The organism is Aquirufa rosea, from assembly GCF_004118285.1.
GTDB lineage: Bacteria > Bacteroidota > Bacteroidia > Cytophagales > Spirosomataceae > Aquirufa > Aquirufa rosea.
On the sequence record NZ_SDHY01000001.1, the window covers coordinates 230,917 to 247,853 of the forward strand.

General features: G+C 36.5%; 14 protein-coding genes. 7 read left to right on the plus strand and 7 right to left on the minus strand.

Going from position 1 to position 16,937, the window contains the following annotated elements; genetic code table 11:
* Positions 1-8: 8 nt before the first annotated feature.
* Positions 9-581 (plus strand): crossover junction endodeoxyribonuclease RuvC, encoded by a 573-nt coding sequence (ruvC, locus tag ESB04_RS01060; protein WP_129025360.1) that lies wholly within the window; start codon positions 9-11, stop codon positions 579-581.
* On the opposite strand, the gene ESB04_RS01065 is transcribed toward ruvC, so the two are convergent.
* Positions 574-2,523: a thioredoxin domain-containing protein gene (locus tag ESB04_RS01065; protein ID WP_129025362.1), complete on the minus strand. Its 1,950-nt coding sequence runs from the start codon at positions 2,521-2,523 to the stop codon at positions 574-576. The genes ruvC and ESB04_RS01065 overlap by 8 nt on opposite strands.
* Before the next feature lie 40 nt (positions 2,524-2,563).
* On the opposite strand from ESB04_RS01065, the gene ESB04_RS01070 reads away from it, so the two are divergent.
* The 4 genes from ESB04_RS01070 to ESB04_RS01085 are packed head-to-tail and all read left to right on the plus strand — an operon-like array spanning position 2,564 to position 8,744.
* Positions 2,564-4,123, plus strand: a complete 1,560-nt coding sequence (locus ESB04_RS01070) for an NAD(P)/FAD-dependent oxidoreductase (protein ID WP_129025364.1) — start codon at positions 2,564-2,566, stop codon at positions 4,121-4,123.
* 13 nt (positions 4,124-4,136) lie between these two features.
* A complete protein-coding gene (locus ESB04_RS01075; RefSeq protein WP_129025366.1) occupies positions 4,137-4,712 on the plus strand; it encodes an NUDIX hydrolase in 576 nt (191 codons plus the stop codon).
* A gap of 9 nt (positions 4,713-4,721) precedes the next feature.
* Complete coding sequence (locus tag ESB04_RS01080; RefSeq protein ID WP_129025368.1) at positions 4,722-7,427, plus strand: DNA gyrase/topoisomerase IV subunit A; 2,706 nt, start codon at positions 4,722-4,724, stop codon at positions 7,425-7,427.
* 3 nt (positions 7,428-7,430) lie between these two features.
* Positions 7,431-8,744 (plus strand): MFS transporter, encoded by a 1,314-nt coding sequence (locus ESB04_RS01085; protein WP_164969564.1) that lies wholly within the window; start codon positions 7,431-7,433, stop codon positions 8,742-8,744.
* Here ESB04_RS01085 and ESB04_RS01090 read toward each other — a convergent pair.
* Entirely contained in the window at positions 8,731-9,651 is a 921-nt protein-coding gene (locus tag ESB04_RS01090; protein ID WP_129025370.1) for a hydrogen peroxide-inducible genes activator, read from the minus strand. The two genes, ESB04_RS01085 and ESB04_RS01090, sit on opposite strands and share 14 nt — an antisense overlap.
* A 101-nt stretch (positions 9,652-9,752) precedes the next feature.
* On the opposite strand from ESB04_RS01090, the gene ESB04_RS01095 reads away from it, so the two are divergent.
* Positions 9,753-10,301, plus strand: a complete 549-nt coding sequence (locus tag ESB04_RS01095) for a peroxiredoxin (protein WP_129025371.1) — start codon at positions 9,753-9,755, stop codon at positions 10,299-10,301.
* A gap of 46 nt (positions 10,302-10,347) precedes the next feature.
* Positions 10,348-10,920 carry a carboxymuconolactone decarboxylase family protein gene (locus ESB04_RS01100; RefSeq protein ID WP_129025373.1) on the plus strand — a complete coding sequence of 191 codons (573 nt, stop codon included), beginning with the start codon at positions 10,348-10,350 and terminating at the stop codon, positions 10,918-10,920.
* A gap of 8 nt (positions 10,921-10,928) precedes the next feature.
* On the opposite strand, the gene ESB04_RS01105 is transcribed toward ESB04_RS01100, so the two are convergent.
* From ESB04_RS01105 to rpe, 5 genes are read right to left on the minus strand one after another with little or no spacing between them, the layout of a single operon-like run.
* Complete coding sequence (locus ESB04_RS01105; protein ID WP_129025375.1) at positions 10,929-12,320, minus strand: protoporphyrinogen/coproporphyrinogen oxidase; 1,392 nt, start codon at positions 12,318-12,320, stop codon at positions 10,929-10,931.
* Positions 12,317-13,066 (minus strand): glycosyltransferase family 2 protein, encoded by a 750-nt coding sequence (locus tag ESB04_RS01110; RefSeq protein ID WP_129025377.1) that lies wholly within the window; start codon positions 13,064-13,066, stop codon positions 12,317-12,319. The genes ESB04_RS01105 and ESB04_RS01110 overlap by 4 nt, the downstream gene beginning before the upstream one ends.
* Positions 13,067-13,068: 2 nt before the next feature.
* Positions 13,069-14,193 (minus strand): acyltransferase family protein, encoded by a 1,125-nt coding sequence (locus tag ESB04_RS01115; protein WP_129025379.1) that lies wholly within the window; start codon positions 14,191-14,193, stop codon positions 13,069-13,071.
* Complete coding sequence (locus ESB04_RS01120) at positions 14,193-16,220, minus strand: OmpA family protein (protein WP_129025381.1); 2,028 nt, start codon at positions 16,218-16,220, stop codon at positions 14,193-14,195. Before ESB04_RS01120 ends, ESB04_RS01115 begins: the two co-directional genes overlap by 1 nt.
* Before the next feature lie 5 nt (positions 16,221-16,225).
* Positions 16,226-16,888 carry a ribulose-phosphate 3-epimerase gene (rpe, locus tag ESB04_RS01125; RefSeq protein WP_129025383.1) on the minus strand — a complete coding sequence of 221 codons (663 nt, stop codon included), beginning with the start codon at positions 16,886-16,888 and terminating at the stop codon, positions 16,226-16,228.
* Positions 16,889-16,937: the final 49 nt, after the last annotated feature.

Below are 16,937 nucleotides of genomic sequence, written 5' to 3' on the forward strand. Positions count from 1 at the left end.
CAAAATCCATGCAAATTACAAGTTCAAATGCAGAAAAAATAATTTTAGGAATAGATCCAGGGACTCGCTTTTTGGGCTATGGACTATTGAAAATAGATAAAAGTAAAGTCACTATTCTTCAATATGGTGTATTAAATTTAACCAAGTATACCACGCAAGGGGCAAAATTTTTAAAAATACACGAAAGGGTCTTAGGAATATTAGAAGAATTTATGCCAGATGAAATTGCCATTGAATCTCCATTCTTTGGAAAAAATGTACAATCCATGCTCAAACTGGGAAGAGTTCAAGGGATGGTGATGTCCTTAGCTTTTTCCAAAGGCATTCCTATCGTAGAATACGAGCCAAAGAAAGTAAAACAATCTGTCACAGGAAATGGAAATGCCTCAAAAGAACAAGTAGCCAAAATGGTGGAAATTATCGTAGGCCAAAAATTGGATGCTAAATTATTCGATGCTACCGATGCCTTGGGCATTGCCATTTGTCATCATTTTCATGAAAATAACATTTCATCCTCCGTAAAAGGTACCAAAAAGGGCTGGGGTGCTTTTGTTTCTGAAAATCCTGATAGAATTAAATGATCTCTTTCATTTGTTGATTCAACTCCTCCCAAGTTTCAATTGGTGCCAAACAGTGATTTCCAATGCACAATAAATAATTTTTACTATTTGGTAAATTGTCTACTGGTAACAGAGTCAAGGATGTTGAATTCAATTGATCCATCATGCCACTATCATCCAATAATTCAACATTAAACTTGAGCATAGCCTTAGGATTTTCTACCCATTGAGAATAAATGCGCAACCAATTGGTAAAATATGCTGGATTTGTTTGAGCCTTAGACAATACCGTTTCTAACATTTGTTTAGCTCTTAGGGTAGCATTAACATTCGTATCAATCAAACCAATCCATAATAAGGCCTCACACATCATGGAATTAGACGATGGACAAACAGAATCAGTGAATTCTATCTTATCGGCAATTAATTCTTGGTTCTCATTGGATGCATAATTGAATAATGCCAATTGCTCTTCCTTAGATTCAAATATATAAGTTGCTTTTTCTATGATATGATTTGCCAAATCAAAGTAGGCCCTATCAAAAGTCAATAAATACAAACGAAGAAAAGCTAAGCCAGCCGCAGAATAATCATCCAAAAAACCACCAATTGGACTGCCTGCGAAGCTGGCTTGATGTAAGCAATAGTAGTCAGAAACAATTAAGTGTTTTTTCATTGCCTCGGCTAAATCAACGGCATCTTGACGAATAGAAACTGATTTTAGTACATGAGAACAAGCAATTAATCCCGAAAGCACATAGGCATTCCACGCTAATATTTGTTTGGTATCTGTTTCTGGTCTAATTCTTTTAGCTCTTACTAAATTTAATACATCCAGCTCCTCTGAATATTGCTCATTCAAAATGGGCTTATTTTTAAACAAAATATTTCGCCCATCTTCCCAATTTCCATTAGGAACAATGCTGTAGTTTCGGTAAAAATCTGGATTATCCAAAGATGGAATCAGAGCATTTATTTCATCAAATGGCCATGTGTAAAACCATCCCTCCATTCCTTCACTATCTGCGTCTAGAGAGGCGTAATAGAGCCCATTTTCAGCTCTTAATTCTGTCTTTAAAAAATGGATGGTTTGATAAATTACTTCCTTATACAGAGGATTGTTAGACCGCTGATAAGCAGCAGCATAAACTTCCAATAGTTGTCCATTATCATATAACATTTTTTCAAAATGAGGAGCAAACCATTCAGAATCAACCGAATAACGTGAAAATCCACCAGACAATTGATCGAAAATTCCCCCTTGTGCCATTTTGGATAATTGCAAATCACTTGCTTGAAATGCTTGTGACTGTTGGCCTAAAGGACTAGGAATAGATTCTAAGAACAAAAGGAGAGAGGGTAATGGAAATTTAGGTGCTTTATTCATGCCCCCAAACACAGGATCCATATTACCCGTAATCACTTGTAGACATCTAGGAATCATGGATGGCTGATTATCTAAATCGATCATTTGAAAAATGGAAGCTGAATCAGCAATAGCATTAGCAAATCCTTCAGCAGATGCCTCTAATTCTTGACGGTGCTCGGCAAACGCATTCTGAACAGAAGATAATATATTCATCCATTTAGCTTTAGGAAAATAGGTACCTCCATAAAAAGGTTTTTGAGATGGCATCAAAAACACATTTAAAGGCCAACCACCCGAAATACCCATTTGCTGAATGGCATCCATGTAAATCATATCAATATCAGGTCTTTCTTCTCGGTCCACCTTAATGTTGATAAAATACTTATTCATTAAATCTGCTACTTCTTGACTTTCAAAGCATTCTTTTTCCATGACATGACACCAATGACATGCGGCATATCCAATACTGACCAGAATTAATTTATCCTCCGCTTTAGCTTGTTCCAAAGCCTCTGGCCCCCAAGGTTGCCAATGGACAGGATTGTGCTGGTGTTGCAATAAATAGGGACTAACTTGATGCTGTAGCTTATTCATTTAAAAAGACAAATTTTGTAAATTCGTGTAAAATATCGAGATGTTAGACCTTAAAGATTTTGTAGTAAGTCCAGAGATTGCTCATTCTCCAGCATTGCTCCATGAATATCTAATATCAGAACTGGGTACAAATCTATTAAATAGCTATCAATATCGAATTGAGAAAAAGTCAATCGATGCCAGAAACCGACAGATAAATGTAAATCTTAGAATAGGCTTTTACGAAAAAAATCATGATTTTTCATTAAGTCAATTTGCTCAATTAAAGCCATTACCTACTAATTCAACTCCAGTAATTATTGTTGGAAGCGGTCCAGCTGGATTGTTCGCTGCCTTACGATTAATTCAATTAGGTATTAAACCCATTGTACTGGAACGAGGTAAAAATGTACGTGATAGACGAAGAGACTTAGCCGCTATCAATCGATTTAATTTAGTAGATTCAGATAGTAATTATTGTTTTGGTGAAGGTGGTGCTGGAACCTATTCGGATGGGAAATTATATACAAGAAGTACCAAAAGGGGGGATATCAAATCTGTTTTAGAAACATTTGTTGCTCATGGTGCAGATAAAAATATTTTGTTCGAAGCACATCCCCATATTGGAACCAATAAATTACCCGCCATTATTGCCTCCATTCGAACTGCCATTATAGAAGCAGGAGGGGAGGTTCATTTTAATCAGAGGGTAACTGATTTTATTTTAGAGAATCATCAAATTAAAGGGGTAATTACTGCTCAAAATGAAGAATTTAGGTCAGATAAACTCCTGTTAGCCACGGGTCATTCTGCCCGAGATATTTTTGAGTTATTAAGACACAAAAATATTCTGATTGAATCCAAAGGTTTTGCTATTGGTGTACGTATCGAACATCGACAATCTCTCATTGATGCCTGCCAATATAAAATGAAAGAAAGGCCTAAATACTTACCGCCTGCCAGTTTTAGTTTAGTCAGTCAAACTAGGTACAAGGGTCTACAAAGAGGCGTATTTTCATTTTGTATGTGTCCAGGTGGATTTATTGTTCCATCCGCAACTTCCCAAAACCAAGTAGTCGTGAATGGCATGTCTCCTTCTAGAAGAGATTCCCAATATGCCAATTCAGGTATTGTGGTAGGTTTATTGGATAACGATTGGGCTAAATTTAAATCAGAAGGAGCTTTAGCTGGCATGTATTTACAAGAATCTTTAGAGCAAAAGGCACATCAGTTAGCTGGAGGAACTCAAAAAGCCATTTCTCAATTAACACAAGATTTTATCCAAAAGAAAACCAGTAAATCATATCATGATAGTTCCTATGTGCCCGGACTTATTCCTGGAGAAATGAGAGATTTTTTACCCGATTTTATAGCTGAACCCTTAGCAATGGGATTACAAGATTTTCAAAAAAAGATACCTCATTTTTCTAGTAATGTGGGACAAATAATTGGATTAGAAAGTAGAACTTCTTCCCCCGTGAAAATCCCCAGAAATCCTGAAACCTTAGAGCATCCTCAAATTAAAGGATTGTTTCCCTGCGGAGAAGGGGCTGGCTACGCAGGTGGAATCATGTCAGCTGCCTTGGATGGAATTCGTTGCGCTGAAGCTATAGCCAGTTAAATGAGAGAAATAGATGAAAGAACTATTTGAACCTATTTTCTCTTTGCACCAAGAATTCATGCAAATGAAATCTGTGAAAGAAAATGCTCGACAAGCCGCTGTACTAGCCATCATTCACCAACATGCTAATCAGGAAGATACCATTCTACTCATTAAAAGAAATGAATATGATGGAGCCCATTCAGGACAAATGGCCTTTCCAGGTGGTAAAATGGAATTGACAGATAGGAACTTGATGGAAACTGCCATTAGAGAAGTAAAGGAGGAGATAGGTATACAAGTACCTTATGAGGAATTAAAAGCTCTGGAACCTGTTTGGGTGATGGTTTCTAATTATTGGGTACAACCCTATTATGCCGTGCTGAAAGAAAAGCAAAATTACGTTTTAGATAAAAGAGAAATTAATCGTATTTTTGAAATACCTGTATCGCATTTTCTGGATGTGTCTAAATTAAAAGCGCATCAACTCACAATTCAAAATAAACCCTATTGGGCACCACAATTTGAATTTGAAGGAGAAATAATTTGGGGCGCTACAGCATTATTTTTATACCAATTGTTTCACTTAAAAGGTGAATTAAATAGATAGATTGATTATATGGACGAATCATTGGATGGCAGTTTGCAAAATCAAATTGCAGTGGCAGGAATGTATGAAAATTGGTTTTTAGAATATGCCTCTTATGTCATTCTTGAACGCGCTGTTCCGGCTGTAGCAGATGGATTAAAACCCGTACAGAGAAGGATTCTTCATGCCCTACGAGAGATGGACGACGGTCGCTTTAATAAAGTGGCGAATGTAGTTGGACAAACCATGCAATATCACCCTCATGGTGATGCCTCCATTACTGATGCCATGGTGAATTTGGGGCAAAAGGAATTACTGTTTGATTGCCAGGGAAACTGGGGCGACATGCGAACGGGAGATAGTGCCGCAGCTGCTCGTTACATAGAAGTACGTTTATCCAAATTTGCCAATGATGTAGTTTTTAACAATCAAACGACCAAATGGCAATTGTCTTATGATGGTCGAAAAAAAGAACCGATTACCTTACCCATCAAATTCCCACTATTATTAGCGCAAGGTGTAGAGGGTATTGCCGTAGGTTTGGCCACTAAAATTATGCCGCATAATTTCTGTGAAATTCTACAGGCATCGATTGATTTATTAAATAATAAGAAAGTAGAGCTATTACCCGATTTCCTAACAGGCGGACTTCTGGATGCTTCCAATTATAATGATGGTCTTCGAGGTGGAAAAATAAGAATTCGAGCAAAAATTGAAGAATTAGACAAAAAAACGCTGGTAATCAAGGATATACCATATTCCACCACGACTACTTCTCTCATCGACTCCATCATTAAAGCCAATGATACAGGGAAAATCAAAATCAAGAAAGTGATTGACAATACGGCCAAGGACGTTGAGATTCAGATTCAATTAGCACCTGGTATTTCACCTGATGTTACCATAGATGCATTATATGCTTTTACGGATTGTGAAATATCCATTTCACCCAATGCATGTGTCATTATTGATGAAAAACCACATTTTGTAGGTATAACTGATATTTTGAAAGTTAGCACTCATCAAACTGTTGATTTACTGAAGCAAGAATTAGAAATTAGGAAAGCTGAACTCATGGAACGAATTTTATTCAGTTCCTTGGAGAAAATTTTCATTGAAAATCGTATTTATCGAGATATTGAAGAGTGTGAGACCTTTGAATCGGTGATTGAAATGGTCGATAAAGGATTAGAACCTTTCAAAAAAGATTTTTATAGGGAAATTGTTGAAGACGATATTTTACGATTATTAGAAATCCGTATCAAACGTATCTCTAAATATGACGCTTTTAAGGCCGATGAGGCGATGAAACGACTAGAGGAGGAATTAGCTGAAGTAGAGCATAATTTGGCTAATCTAATTACTTATGCCATTAATTATTTCAAAAATCTATTACAGAAATACGGAAAGGGTAGAGAGCGTAGGACTGAAATACAGAATTTCAACACTATTTCTGCTACTGTAGTGGCTGCAGCCAATCAAAAATTATATGTCAACAGGGCAGATGGTTTTATTGGATATGGTTTGAAAAAAGACGAATATGTTATGGATTGCTCAGACATAGACGACATCATCGTATTTCGACAAAATGGAACCTGTGTAGTTACTAAAGTTCAGGAAAAAGTATTCGTAGGAAAAGACATTTTATATTGTTCTGTATTTAAGAAGAATGATGACCGTAAAGTTTACAACTTGGTCTATTTTGACGGAAAAACAGGCACCTCCTTTGTTAAAAGATTTAAGGTAACATCCGTTACCCGAGACAGGGAATATAAAATTGTCAGCGATCATGCCAAGTCGAAGATTAGCTATTTTTCAGCCAATGAAAATGGAGAGGCCGAAGTGATACAAATCAATTTGACAGCAAATTGCACTGCCAAGAACAAGCAATTTGATTACGATTTTGCCAAACTAGCCATCAAGGGACGTGAGTCGATGGGAAATGTATTGACCAAATATCCCGTAAGAAAAATCACTCAAAAATCGGCCGGAGTTTCCACCTTGGGCGGGGTAGATATTTGGTATGATGCTACAGTAGGAAGATTAAACCGAGATGAACATGGTCAATTTATTGGAAATTTTGAACCCAAAGATTGCATTTTGGTCATGTACAAATCTGGTAATTACGAGTTAACTAATTTTGAATTAACGAATCGTTATACCGCAGATGAGATACTTCACCTAAAGAAATACCAACCAAATAGTATCATATCTGCCGTTTATTTGGATGGATCTAGCAAGAATCACTTTATCAAACGATTCAAATTAGAAACAACCACCGTAGACAAGAAATTTTTATTTATTTCCGATCACAAAGCATCAAAATTGTTGGCCGCTAGTGATAATTATGCTCCCAATGTACAGATTAAACACAAAGCTGACGGTAAAACTAATCAAATAGAATTAGTGCCTGTATCAGAGTTAGTGGATGTTCGTGGGTGGAAGGCCATCGGAAATAAACTAAATTATCCTAAACTGACGGATGTTCAATTTATTGAAACTGAGGAGAAAAATCCAAATGAAGAGGATAATGAAGAGACAAACAATTCTCCGCAGGAGGAGCCTGAATTTATTATAAAAAATCTGCAGGGTGATTCTGAAATGAGTGAAGAAAATTCTACTGAAATAAAGAATGAGAATTCTTCGGTGAACGATGATATTCCGTTTGAAATAAAAAATCTACCAACAGATCAAAAAGATATTACGGGAACTGGAGAACAATTAGGCTTATTTTAACCTATGGAACATTCTTTAAACAACAAAAAAACAATGAATGCTTGGGCCTTTTATGATTGGGCCAATTCTGTGCATTCTCTAACGATTGTTTCAGCTATTTTTCCCATTTATTTCCCAGTGGCAGCAATTATGATGGGTAGTAAGCACCCAGAAATCATTGAAATATCAGGTTTTTCATTGCTAAACACTGTAGTTTATTCTTACATTATTTCATTTGCTTATTTGGTATTGGCTATTTGCATGCCATTTCTTTCAGGTATAGCAGATTACACTGGTAGCAAAAAGAGCTTCATGCGGTTCTTCTGTTATTTAGGAGCCTTTAGTTGTATGCTCTTGTATTTATTTACCAAAGGAGAATACGTTTTAGGCTCTCTAGGTTTTCTTTTTTCTATCATAGGATGGGGAGGGAGCCTAGTATTTTACAATTCATTTTTACCAGAAATTGCAAGTCCTGACCGGTTCGATCAATTAAGTGCCAAAGGGTTCTCTTTGGGATATATTGGAAGTGTAATACTCTTACTCCAAAATTTAAGCATGATTTTAATGCCTAATTGGTATGGAGGTATATCCGTTGAAATGGCATCAAGAATATCCTTTTTAACCGTAGGAGTTTGGTGGTTTTTATTTGCTCAGATCCCATTTATATACCTTCCTAAATCTAGCAAAAAGGAAAAAGATCACCCTCAATGGTGGTTGGGTGGATTCAAAGAAATCAAAAAGGTTTTTCATGAAATCACCCATATTCCATCCATTAAGTATTTTTTATTGGGCTTTTTCTTGTACAACATGGGTTCTCAAACCGTCATGTTATTGGGAGCTTTGTTCGGTAGCCAAGAATTACACTTACCTTCTGAATCACTCATTATCACCATTTTACTGATTCAATTAGTAGCTATCCCAGGGGCCTATGTCTGCGCTTATTTGTCCAAAAAAATAGGTAATGTTAATGCCATTCGTGTCATTATCATCTTTTGGATTTTTGTTTGTTGTTCAGCCTATTTCGTTCAAGAGACCTTTCATTTCTACTTATTGGCCACAGCAATAGGTTTTGTCATGGGGGGGATCCAGTCGAACTCCCGAGCAACATACGCCAAGTTATGTCCTGAAAATGAGCATGATACAGCATCCTATTTTAGCTTTTTTGATGTGTGCGACCGAGCATCTACAGTAATAGGTACTTTTATATTTGGACTATTGATTCAGTTGACTGGAAATATGCGGTTAGGTATTTTGGTATTGGCGCTAGTATTCCTTTTGAGCCTGATTTACATGGCTAAATTGCACAAAATCAATCCTAAGGTTCTTAAATCGGAATAATATTTCGCTCATTTAATTCGCGCCAAGATTCTGGAACTACGGAAAGTATTTCACTATGAAGCGCTTGTATAATTCCCTTTCTAGCATAACTGGGAGAATAAACCAGTGAAACCTCACGCACCGGTTTTGGATAGGGAAAAGAAAATACTTGATCCTGCTTTTGAGGATCTAGAAAATCATAAAGCATCTCAGGAATAATGGTTTGTCCTCCAGCATCTTCTGCAATTCTAACAATAGTCTCTAAACTACCTGTTTGGTAGGTAATTTTTGATCCCAAATTCTGGCCCGCTTTCAAATTACAAATGGAATTAATCTGACTGCTCAAACAATGCCCTTCTTCTAATAACCAAAGACTAGAGGGTTCCAAAGTTTGACAAATCTTTTCAGAGTCCATTCGGTAATTGGAGTAAAGGTAAAGCTCTTCGTAATATAAATGCTTCTCCACCAATTGATCTCCCAAGGGAGTCACCAATATACCTATATCTAACTTCCCCTCTTTAATTTCTTTTACGATATTAGCCGTAGTTGTTTCGGAGATATTCAAATGTAAATCAGGGAATTTTTGTTGAAAACCAGATAAAAATCGAGGCATCAAATAGGGAGCAATAGTTGGAATCACCCCAATACTAACATTACCTGCCACTTGATTACTCCAGCCTTTTGACAATTCTTTCAATGTCGCAGTTTCTTTTAAAATCACTCTTGCTTGTCGTATAATTTCTTGACCTTGCAAGGTAGCCTTTAAGGGTTTTTCTTTACGGTTAAACAATACAATATTTAATTCCGCCTCTAATTTTTGAACCTGCATACTCAAACTTGGCTGAGTAACGCAACAAAAATCAGCAGCCTTTGAAAAACTTTTTAGATCATCTAAAGCCACAATGTATTCTAATTGAGTGATTGTCATTTATTATAGTTTTTTGTTATACAAATATAATAAATATAGATTTGCTTGATAGTTATTTCTTATCGAAATTTGCACATCATTTAAACGAAACAAATAAAATTATGTCTACACACATGTTAGGTTTGGGAAGTAAATTTCCAGCATTTGAAAAAAAAGCAGTAGTGTCATTAGAAAAAGATAAAGAGTTTGCAACAATCACTGCCGAAGATCACAAAAAAGATGGTAAGTGGATGGTGATGTTCTGGTGGCCAAAAGATTTCACATTCGTTTGTCCAACTGAGATTGCTGAATTCAACCGTCGTGCAGGTGATTTTGCTGACCGTGATGCCATGTTGATTGGTGCTTCTACAGATTCTGAGTTCGTACACGCTGCTTGGAGAAGAGATCACGATGATTTACGCGGATTGAAATTTCCAATGTTAGCAGATACTTCGAAGAGCTTAGCTGAGGAGCTTGGAATTTTAACAGAAGATGAGAAAGTAGCTTACCGTGTAACTTATATCGCAGATCAAGATGGTATCATTCGTTGGGTAAGTGCTAATGATTTATCAGTAGGTCGTAACGTAGATGAAGTATTACGTGTATTGGATGCATTACAAACAGACGAGCTTTGCCCATGTAACTGGAAAGCTGGAGACGCCACATTATAATATCCACTAAAGCCCCATTCATTTGGGGCTTTTTAACAAAATGACCATGAGCGAAACTAGAGATAATCTTTTAGCAGAATTAAATTTACCTACCACTAGTCAATTCCCATTGTTAGATCAATTAGATGCAACTGACAGTCGTTACATCAAGGACTTGAAAATAAATGTATCTAATGCGTTAAAGTATGCTACGTTAACAGAGAAAGAAGCGGTATTATTAGCTTTGGCTGTTTCTGTTAATCAAAAGCATGAAATAACCATCAATTCCTTAACTGAATTGGCTAAGACCAAGGGAGCAACAGATGCTGAAATCAATGAAATTCATGCCCTGACTTCTTTACTAAATGCCAATAACGTGTTTTATCGTTTCAAGCATTTTGTAGGCAAAGAATTCTACAACACCGCACCAGCAGGAATTAGAATGTCCATCATGATGAATCCTGTATTGGGCAAAGAATTTTTTGAATTAGCCAGTTTAACAGTTTCCGCTATCAATGGATGTGAGATGTGTGTAAAATCTCACGAACAATCCGTAATTAACCACGGCGCTACTGAAGCGCGCATCATGGATGCAATTCGCCTAACAGCGATCTTCAAAAGCCTAATCGTCTTATTGTAGGGTAAAATTTATTTACCCCACATAGCATTAGCCGTGTTCGGGAAGGGAAGGGTCAATTCGGGTACTTGATGTACCATGCGATTGGCCCATTCTACTCCTTGCATCATCGAGTGATCTTGGTTGGAAACTTCATATTTCCAAGCCCCAAATCTCCCTCTACTATATACATCTTGATTTTCCAGCACTGGAAGTACTTCCTTCAAAATACCATCTCTTTCCACGGAAGGAGTTGGGTATCCATAAGATGTCGAAAAGTAGAATTTCGAAATCACTTGATCTTCCGATTCAATTAATCCATCTTCTATCATGGCCTTAATGGTATCTTTAACTAAAGTTTCTCTATTCACAGGTTTCAGTTCTGATTCACTTACTTCAGCCATCAATGACCATTGTGTATCTGGATCTGGAACGTTATTAGGGCTATAATTAGAGAATACAGTAATTCGGTAATATGGACTATTACTTTCAGGAAAATACATCCAACATTTTTTAGCTAAACGCTCCACAGGTTTACCTTTCAATCCAATACCAATCACATGGGTACTACTATGTTTAAGACCTTGAGCAGTATTGACTATATCCTTGGATAAATCTTGACATTTCTGAGTAAAGACATCCAATGGAATGGTATTCATCACATGCTCATATTCAATTGTCTCTCCATCCTCCAAGACAATCTGGTGATCGGCTAAATGAACTGATTTTACTACGGAATTAAGTCGGAAATATTTTTCTCCTATCATTTGACCCACAGCCTTCCAGATAGAACCTGTACCACCCGTTTTAGGGAATTGAAATAAATTATTGGGCCCCCAAGAAAGATCATCCTTTTCAAATAATATATTTTCAACGATTCTACCTAAGTCACTAACCGCTACACGTTCTCCCACCCAGTTAGCATTCATCATTTCAGGAGGGTAAGCCCAAACCTTGAAATTATATGGAAACATAAATAAGTCAGCAATACCTTGTCCGCAGGTATTTAATATCCATTCTTTAAAATTGGCCAACTTCGTAGAGGGACCTTTTTTATACAATTCAATAAGTCCTTGCAAACATTGCCATTGTTCTTCCTTGGGCAAATAACCTAAGTTATTTTGAAAAGGATAGGGTACAAAACGATTGCGAATCCACACCCAAGATTCTCTTTGATGCGTATACCATCCATCTTCCCCTAATGCCAATTTCATTAAATCATCGAAGTATTGATAATGGGAAAATTGAACGTGTCCTCCCACATCCCATGTAAAACCTTGCTCGTCTACAAAACTGGTGGCCAAACCACCCACAAAGTTTTCCTTTTCAAGTACGATAAAATCAGTAATTCCTAATTCCTTTAAGCGATAAGCAGCACCCAGACCTGTGGGCCCTCCACCTAGGATTACATATTTGTATTTCATTTCCCTTGATTAATTTCTTTGACTAAACGATTTAAATCCCATCTAAATGCTAATAGCTCCACAAAACTTTGCCAACAAACTTTTAATAATTTAAAATGCCGTATGGAAACTTCACCGGTTTCTCTTTCACGATGGGTCACAGGAATATTAAAGAGGTTTTGACCAGATTTTTTGGACAACACTGATAGGAAAATATTAGGTGCGAATGGAGTACGTGCTGGTAATGCCTGAAGCAATTTCTTTAAAAAGCTCGTTTTAAATAAGCGGAAAGGAATATTAGCATCATCTATGTATGTTCCATAGATAAACAGTAAGGAATACTTTAAAATACGCGTTATAACTAAACGAAATGGGTCATCATGTCTCACTTTACGATAACCTAAAATAAAATCGGATTGATTTCTTTTTTCCCAAAAATTACCAAAATCTTTCACATCAAACTGATCATCAGAATCTGTTTGAAACACATATGTAGGATTCATCTCAACGGCCATACGGTATCCATTCACCACCGCATTGCCATGGCCACCATTTATCTGATGCTTGGCAATCAAATTAGGGTAGATACCTGAAATTTCATCTAAAATAGCTCCCGTACGGTCTCTGGAACCATCATTAATGATGAGTAATTTAAATTTGTCCTGGCTCACGTAAGTAGAAATACCATTGATCCAATGCGCTACTACTTGCTGAATACACTCCTCTTCGTTATATGCGGGTATCACTACCACTAATTCCAAACTCATATTTATTTTAGTTTATCCTTGAAACTATTGATCGGCTTCTCAATAAGAAACCATGATACACTAGCTATAAATAGTAATATAATTAGGTTGATGAAAAATTTCAATCCTATAAAATTAAGGAAATTTGTTTGAAATGAGGGCATATATTTAGAAATAGCCCACCAGATAGTATTTCCTTCTTGATGGTAATAATTGTACACAAAATTGTGATATAAATATAGTCCGTAGGAAATTTTACCCATGTATTCAATCCAAGAATGCGATAATATCCTACCCAATATGTGCCTTCTTTCTGCGACTGCCTCTGCAATTAAAAAGAAAGAAAAGATTGCAGCCACACTTCGTTCCATTACCACAAACCAAAAATTGTCATATGTATATGTTGATAAATGAGAAAACCATAAGACTAAAAAGAATGCAAAGATGGAAATGTACAAGGGATATTTAAGTTTCACAATTTGAGCATAGATGTCTGATTGGTAATGATAAAAATAGGCCAATAAGCCTCCCAAGCCAAAACTATCAATGGCACTTAATGGATTTACATAAGACCACATCCAGGCAGACTGCTTAAATTCATGACTAACAAATAGATAGAAAAATAACCTGGAACATAAACCAAGGGCAATCATCCATGGAAATAGCTTTCGAAAGTACTTTCTAGGTAAGAAAATAATGAAGTATGGAAAAATTAAATAATATTGTTCCTCCACAGCCAATGACCAAAGATGATCCCAAACTCCAATCCACTGCCTATTCCACATGATATAAAAATCAGGTAAATAGAATAACAACCATTTCCACACATGTGTAAAGTGAGATATGTTAAACACCCAACCAACGATCAATATCAAAAAATATATTGGGAAAATACGTAGAGATCGACGTACGATAAAAAGTTTAATCTTAGCCCAAGGGGAATGACCTTTATCTGCTATTTCATCTGCACTATGGAATAAAATACGTGTAATCAAAAAACCACTTAATACAAAAAAAATGACTACACCTAAATGTCCTAAAGGAAATGGTATAATAGGTATCAACCAGTGGTCCATCAATACTAATAACACCGCTATAAAGCGAATTCCATTAAGTTGAGAAAAGTATTTCGTAGGTTTAGTGTTCATTAATCTCCTTGAAGCGTAAATTCTACCCTTCGATTTAACTTTCTTCGTTCCTCACTCATATTACTTGCCAATGGCTTGGTTCCTCCCCAACCTTTGACCCGAATTCTATTAGGACTTATCCCTTTGGAAACAATATAAGCTTTAACATTTTCAACTCTTTCTAATGAAAGCTTCATGTTTTCATTCCAATCACCTTGATTGTCGGTATGCCCCTCCAAAAGTAGCTTAAAACTAGTATTGTCCTTTAATATCGTCACAATTTTATCCAATTCTTCATAAGAACTAGATGAAAGCTCAGCTTTACTTTGATCAAAATTTATATTAGGAATCTGATACTGTTTATTGAGTTGAATGGGAATAATGAATAAGTTCTTTTGAATAACTTTGTAGGAACGCTCATAGGTGTAATCCATTTTTTCAACCCTACAAATGTAACCATCCTTAACTACCTGCATAGTAAAGGCTTTTTTGGCGGGCCACATAAAACTATAATCCCCCAAGTAAGGGTCATAATCTACTAGAAGCGAGTCTGTCCCAGAAACAGATTTAACTAAAATTTTACCCGCAAGAGCCTCTTGTGTATCTTGATTTATAATTTGGCCAGCTACTTGAATTAAGGTCAAAGGTTTAGCTTTTTCAGGAATCTTAATTCGATAAATATCTTCCGCACCCAAGGAGTTTTCAACCGAACTAAAATAAGCATAATCACCTTGTGCGGCTACCGAAAAATAACCATCCCATTGTGCTGTATTCACAATGGGCCCTAAATTTTCTGGCTCGGACCAATTTAGCCAAGTATCATCCAGTCGACGAGTTAAGAAAATATCATTATTACCATATCCTACGTGACCACTGGAGGAAAAATACATAGTAACTCCGTCAGGAGCAATAAATGGAGTCGACTCAGATTCTCCGGTATTAACTACTTGTCCAATATTTTTGGGTTCAGTCCAGGTATCGTCATTCTTCCAAAATGACACATATATATCCTTACCCCCATAAGAATCTTTCATTTCAGTGGTCATCACCAAAATCTTTCCATTCGGTGCTAATGAATATTCAGAAAACTCCGATTTGTTTTTAAAATTCAATATCCTCAAAGCTTTAGGAAAACTCCAATCACCAGTTCTCAACAAAAATGACATGGAAACACCCTTCTCCATTTGACCATCATTGCGATAAACATTATTCAAGAGCATCGTTTTACCGTTGGGAGAGATCCCACAAACAGCATTGTTTTCATCGTTATTGATAGGTTCAGGAAATAACTCGGCTTTAGACCAAGTTTTGGTATCGGATTGCCAATTGGAAACCCAAATGTCTTGATTTTTATTTTTGCCCATGTTGGATGGATGTTTCCAACGAGTAAAATAGAGCTTTTTGCCATCAGGACTAATGACTGGACAAATCTCATTGTAAGGTGAATTAATTTCTTTGCCTAAATTTTCTTTGAATGAATAAGCGTTGGCATCTTTATTTAGCCTCAAGCTCTCTACAATAGGAACATCAGAATCCGAAATACCCACGGCATCTATTTGAGAATATCCTTTAACTCGTTCCGAATTCATGGAAATTTTAATAGCTCTCAAAGGAACGGTAAGATTGGGCAAATTAAAGCTGGTAACCTGTGCAGATCTAGTCGCATATCCAGGACTAAATTCCTTCAATAATATCAATTTATTATTTTCATCCAGACCATCCACGCGAACAATAGAGCCTGCCCCAAAATTTTCAAAAATGGCTACTTGCCTAATAACAGAAACACTATCAAATCCTACAATTATATATTCTCCCGCAGGATTGTCCGGAGTTAAAGACTGCCAGGCGCTAGGACTATTGTTGAAAGTAGGATATTTACTAGGTTTACCTAAAATATGAAGTGCTCTGTATTCTAAACCTAAGAGTGGATCCGAATATTCGCTAGAAACTGAAATGACTTTACTGGCCCATCGAACCCGCTGAGCATGGGAGCTAAAAACAAGCAAACTAAAGAGAATTCCAAGTAAAAAACGGATTTTCAACTTCATGAATCTTAATTTCCAAGTTCTAACAAATGGGCAATAGTCTCTTGGGGATTAGGTGAAGAAAAAACGAAATTTCCAGCGACTAATACATTAGCACCTACATTAATCAATTCAGAGGCATTTGTTAATGAAACACCGCCATCTATTTCTATTTTCAATTTACCCAAGCCTTTGGACTTGGCTAATTCGGCCACTTCTTTGGTTTTTTTAATGGCATTAGAGATGAACTTTTGACCCCCAAAACCAGGATTAACGGACATAATTAAGACCAAATCTATATCATGAATAATATCTTCCAAAACATGTACAGGAGTAGATGGATTTATAGCAACTCCAGCTAAACAGCCTAAATCTTTAATTTGTTGTACCGTACGATGTAAATGTGGACAAGCCTCATAGTGAACAGTTAAAACTTGTGCGCCCGATTTAGCAAAAGCCTCCAAATACCTTTCAGGTTTTTCTATCATTAAATGCACATCCAGTACTTTGGAAGCTCTTTTTTTAACTGCTTCTAACACTGGAAAACCAAAAGAAATATTAGGAACAAACATCCCATCCATGACATCCACGTGAATCCACTCGGCTGCCGATGCATTTAACATATCGATTTCAGAACCAAGCTCAGCAAAATTTGCGGCTAAAATAGAAGGGGCAATGATTAACTTTTCCATCTAGCAAAGGTACGAAAATTATTCGCTAAGGTTTATTTGTTAAGGCTTT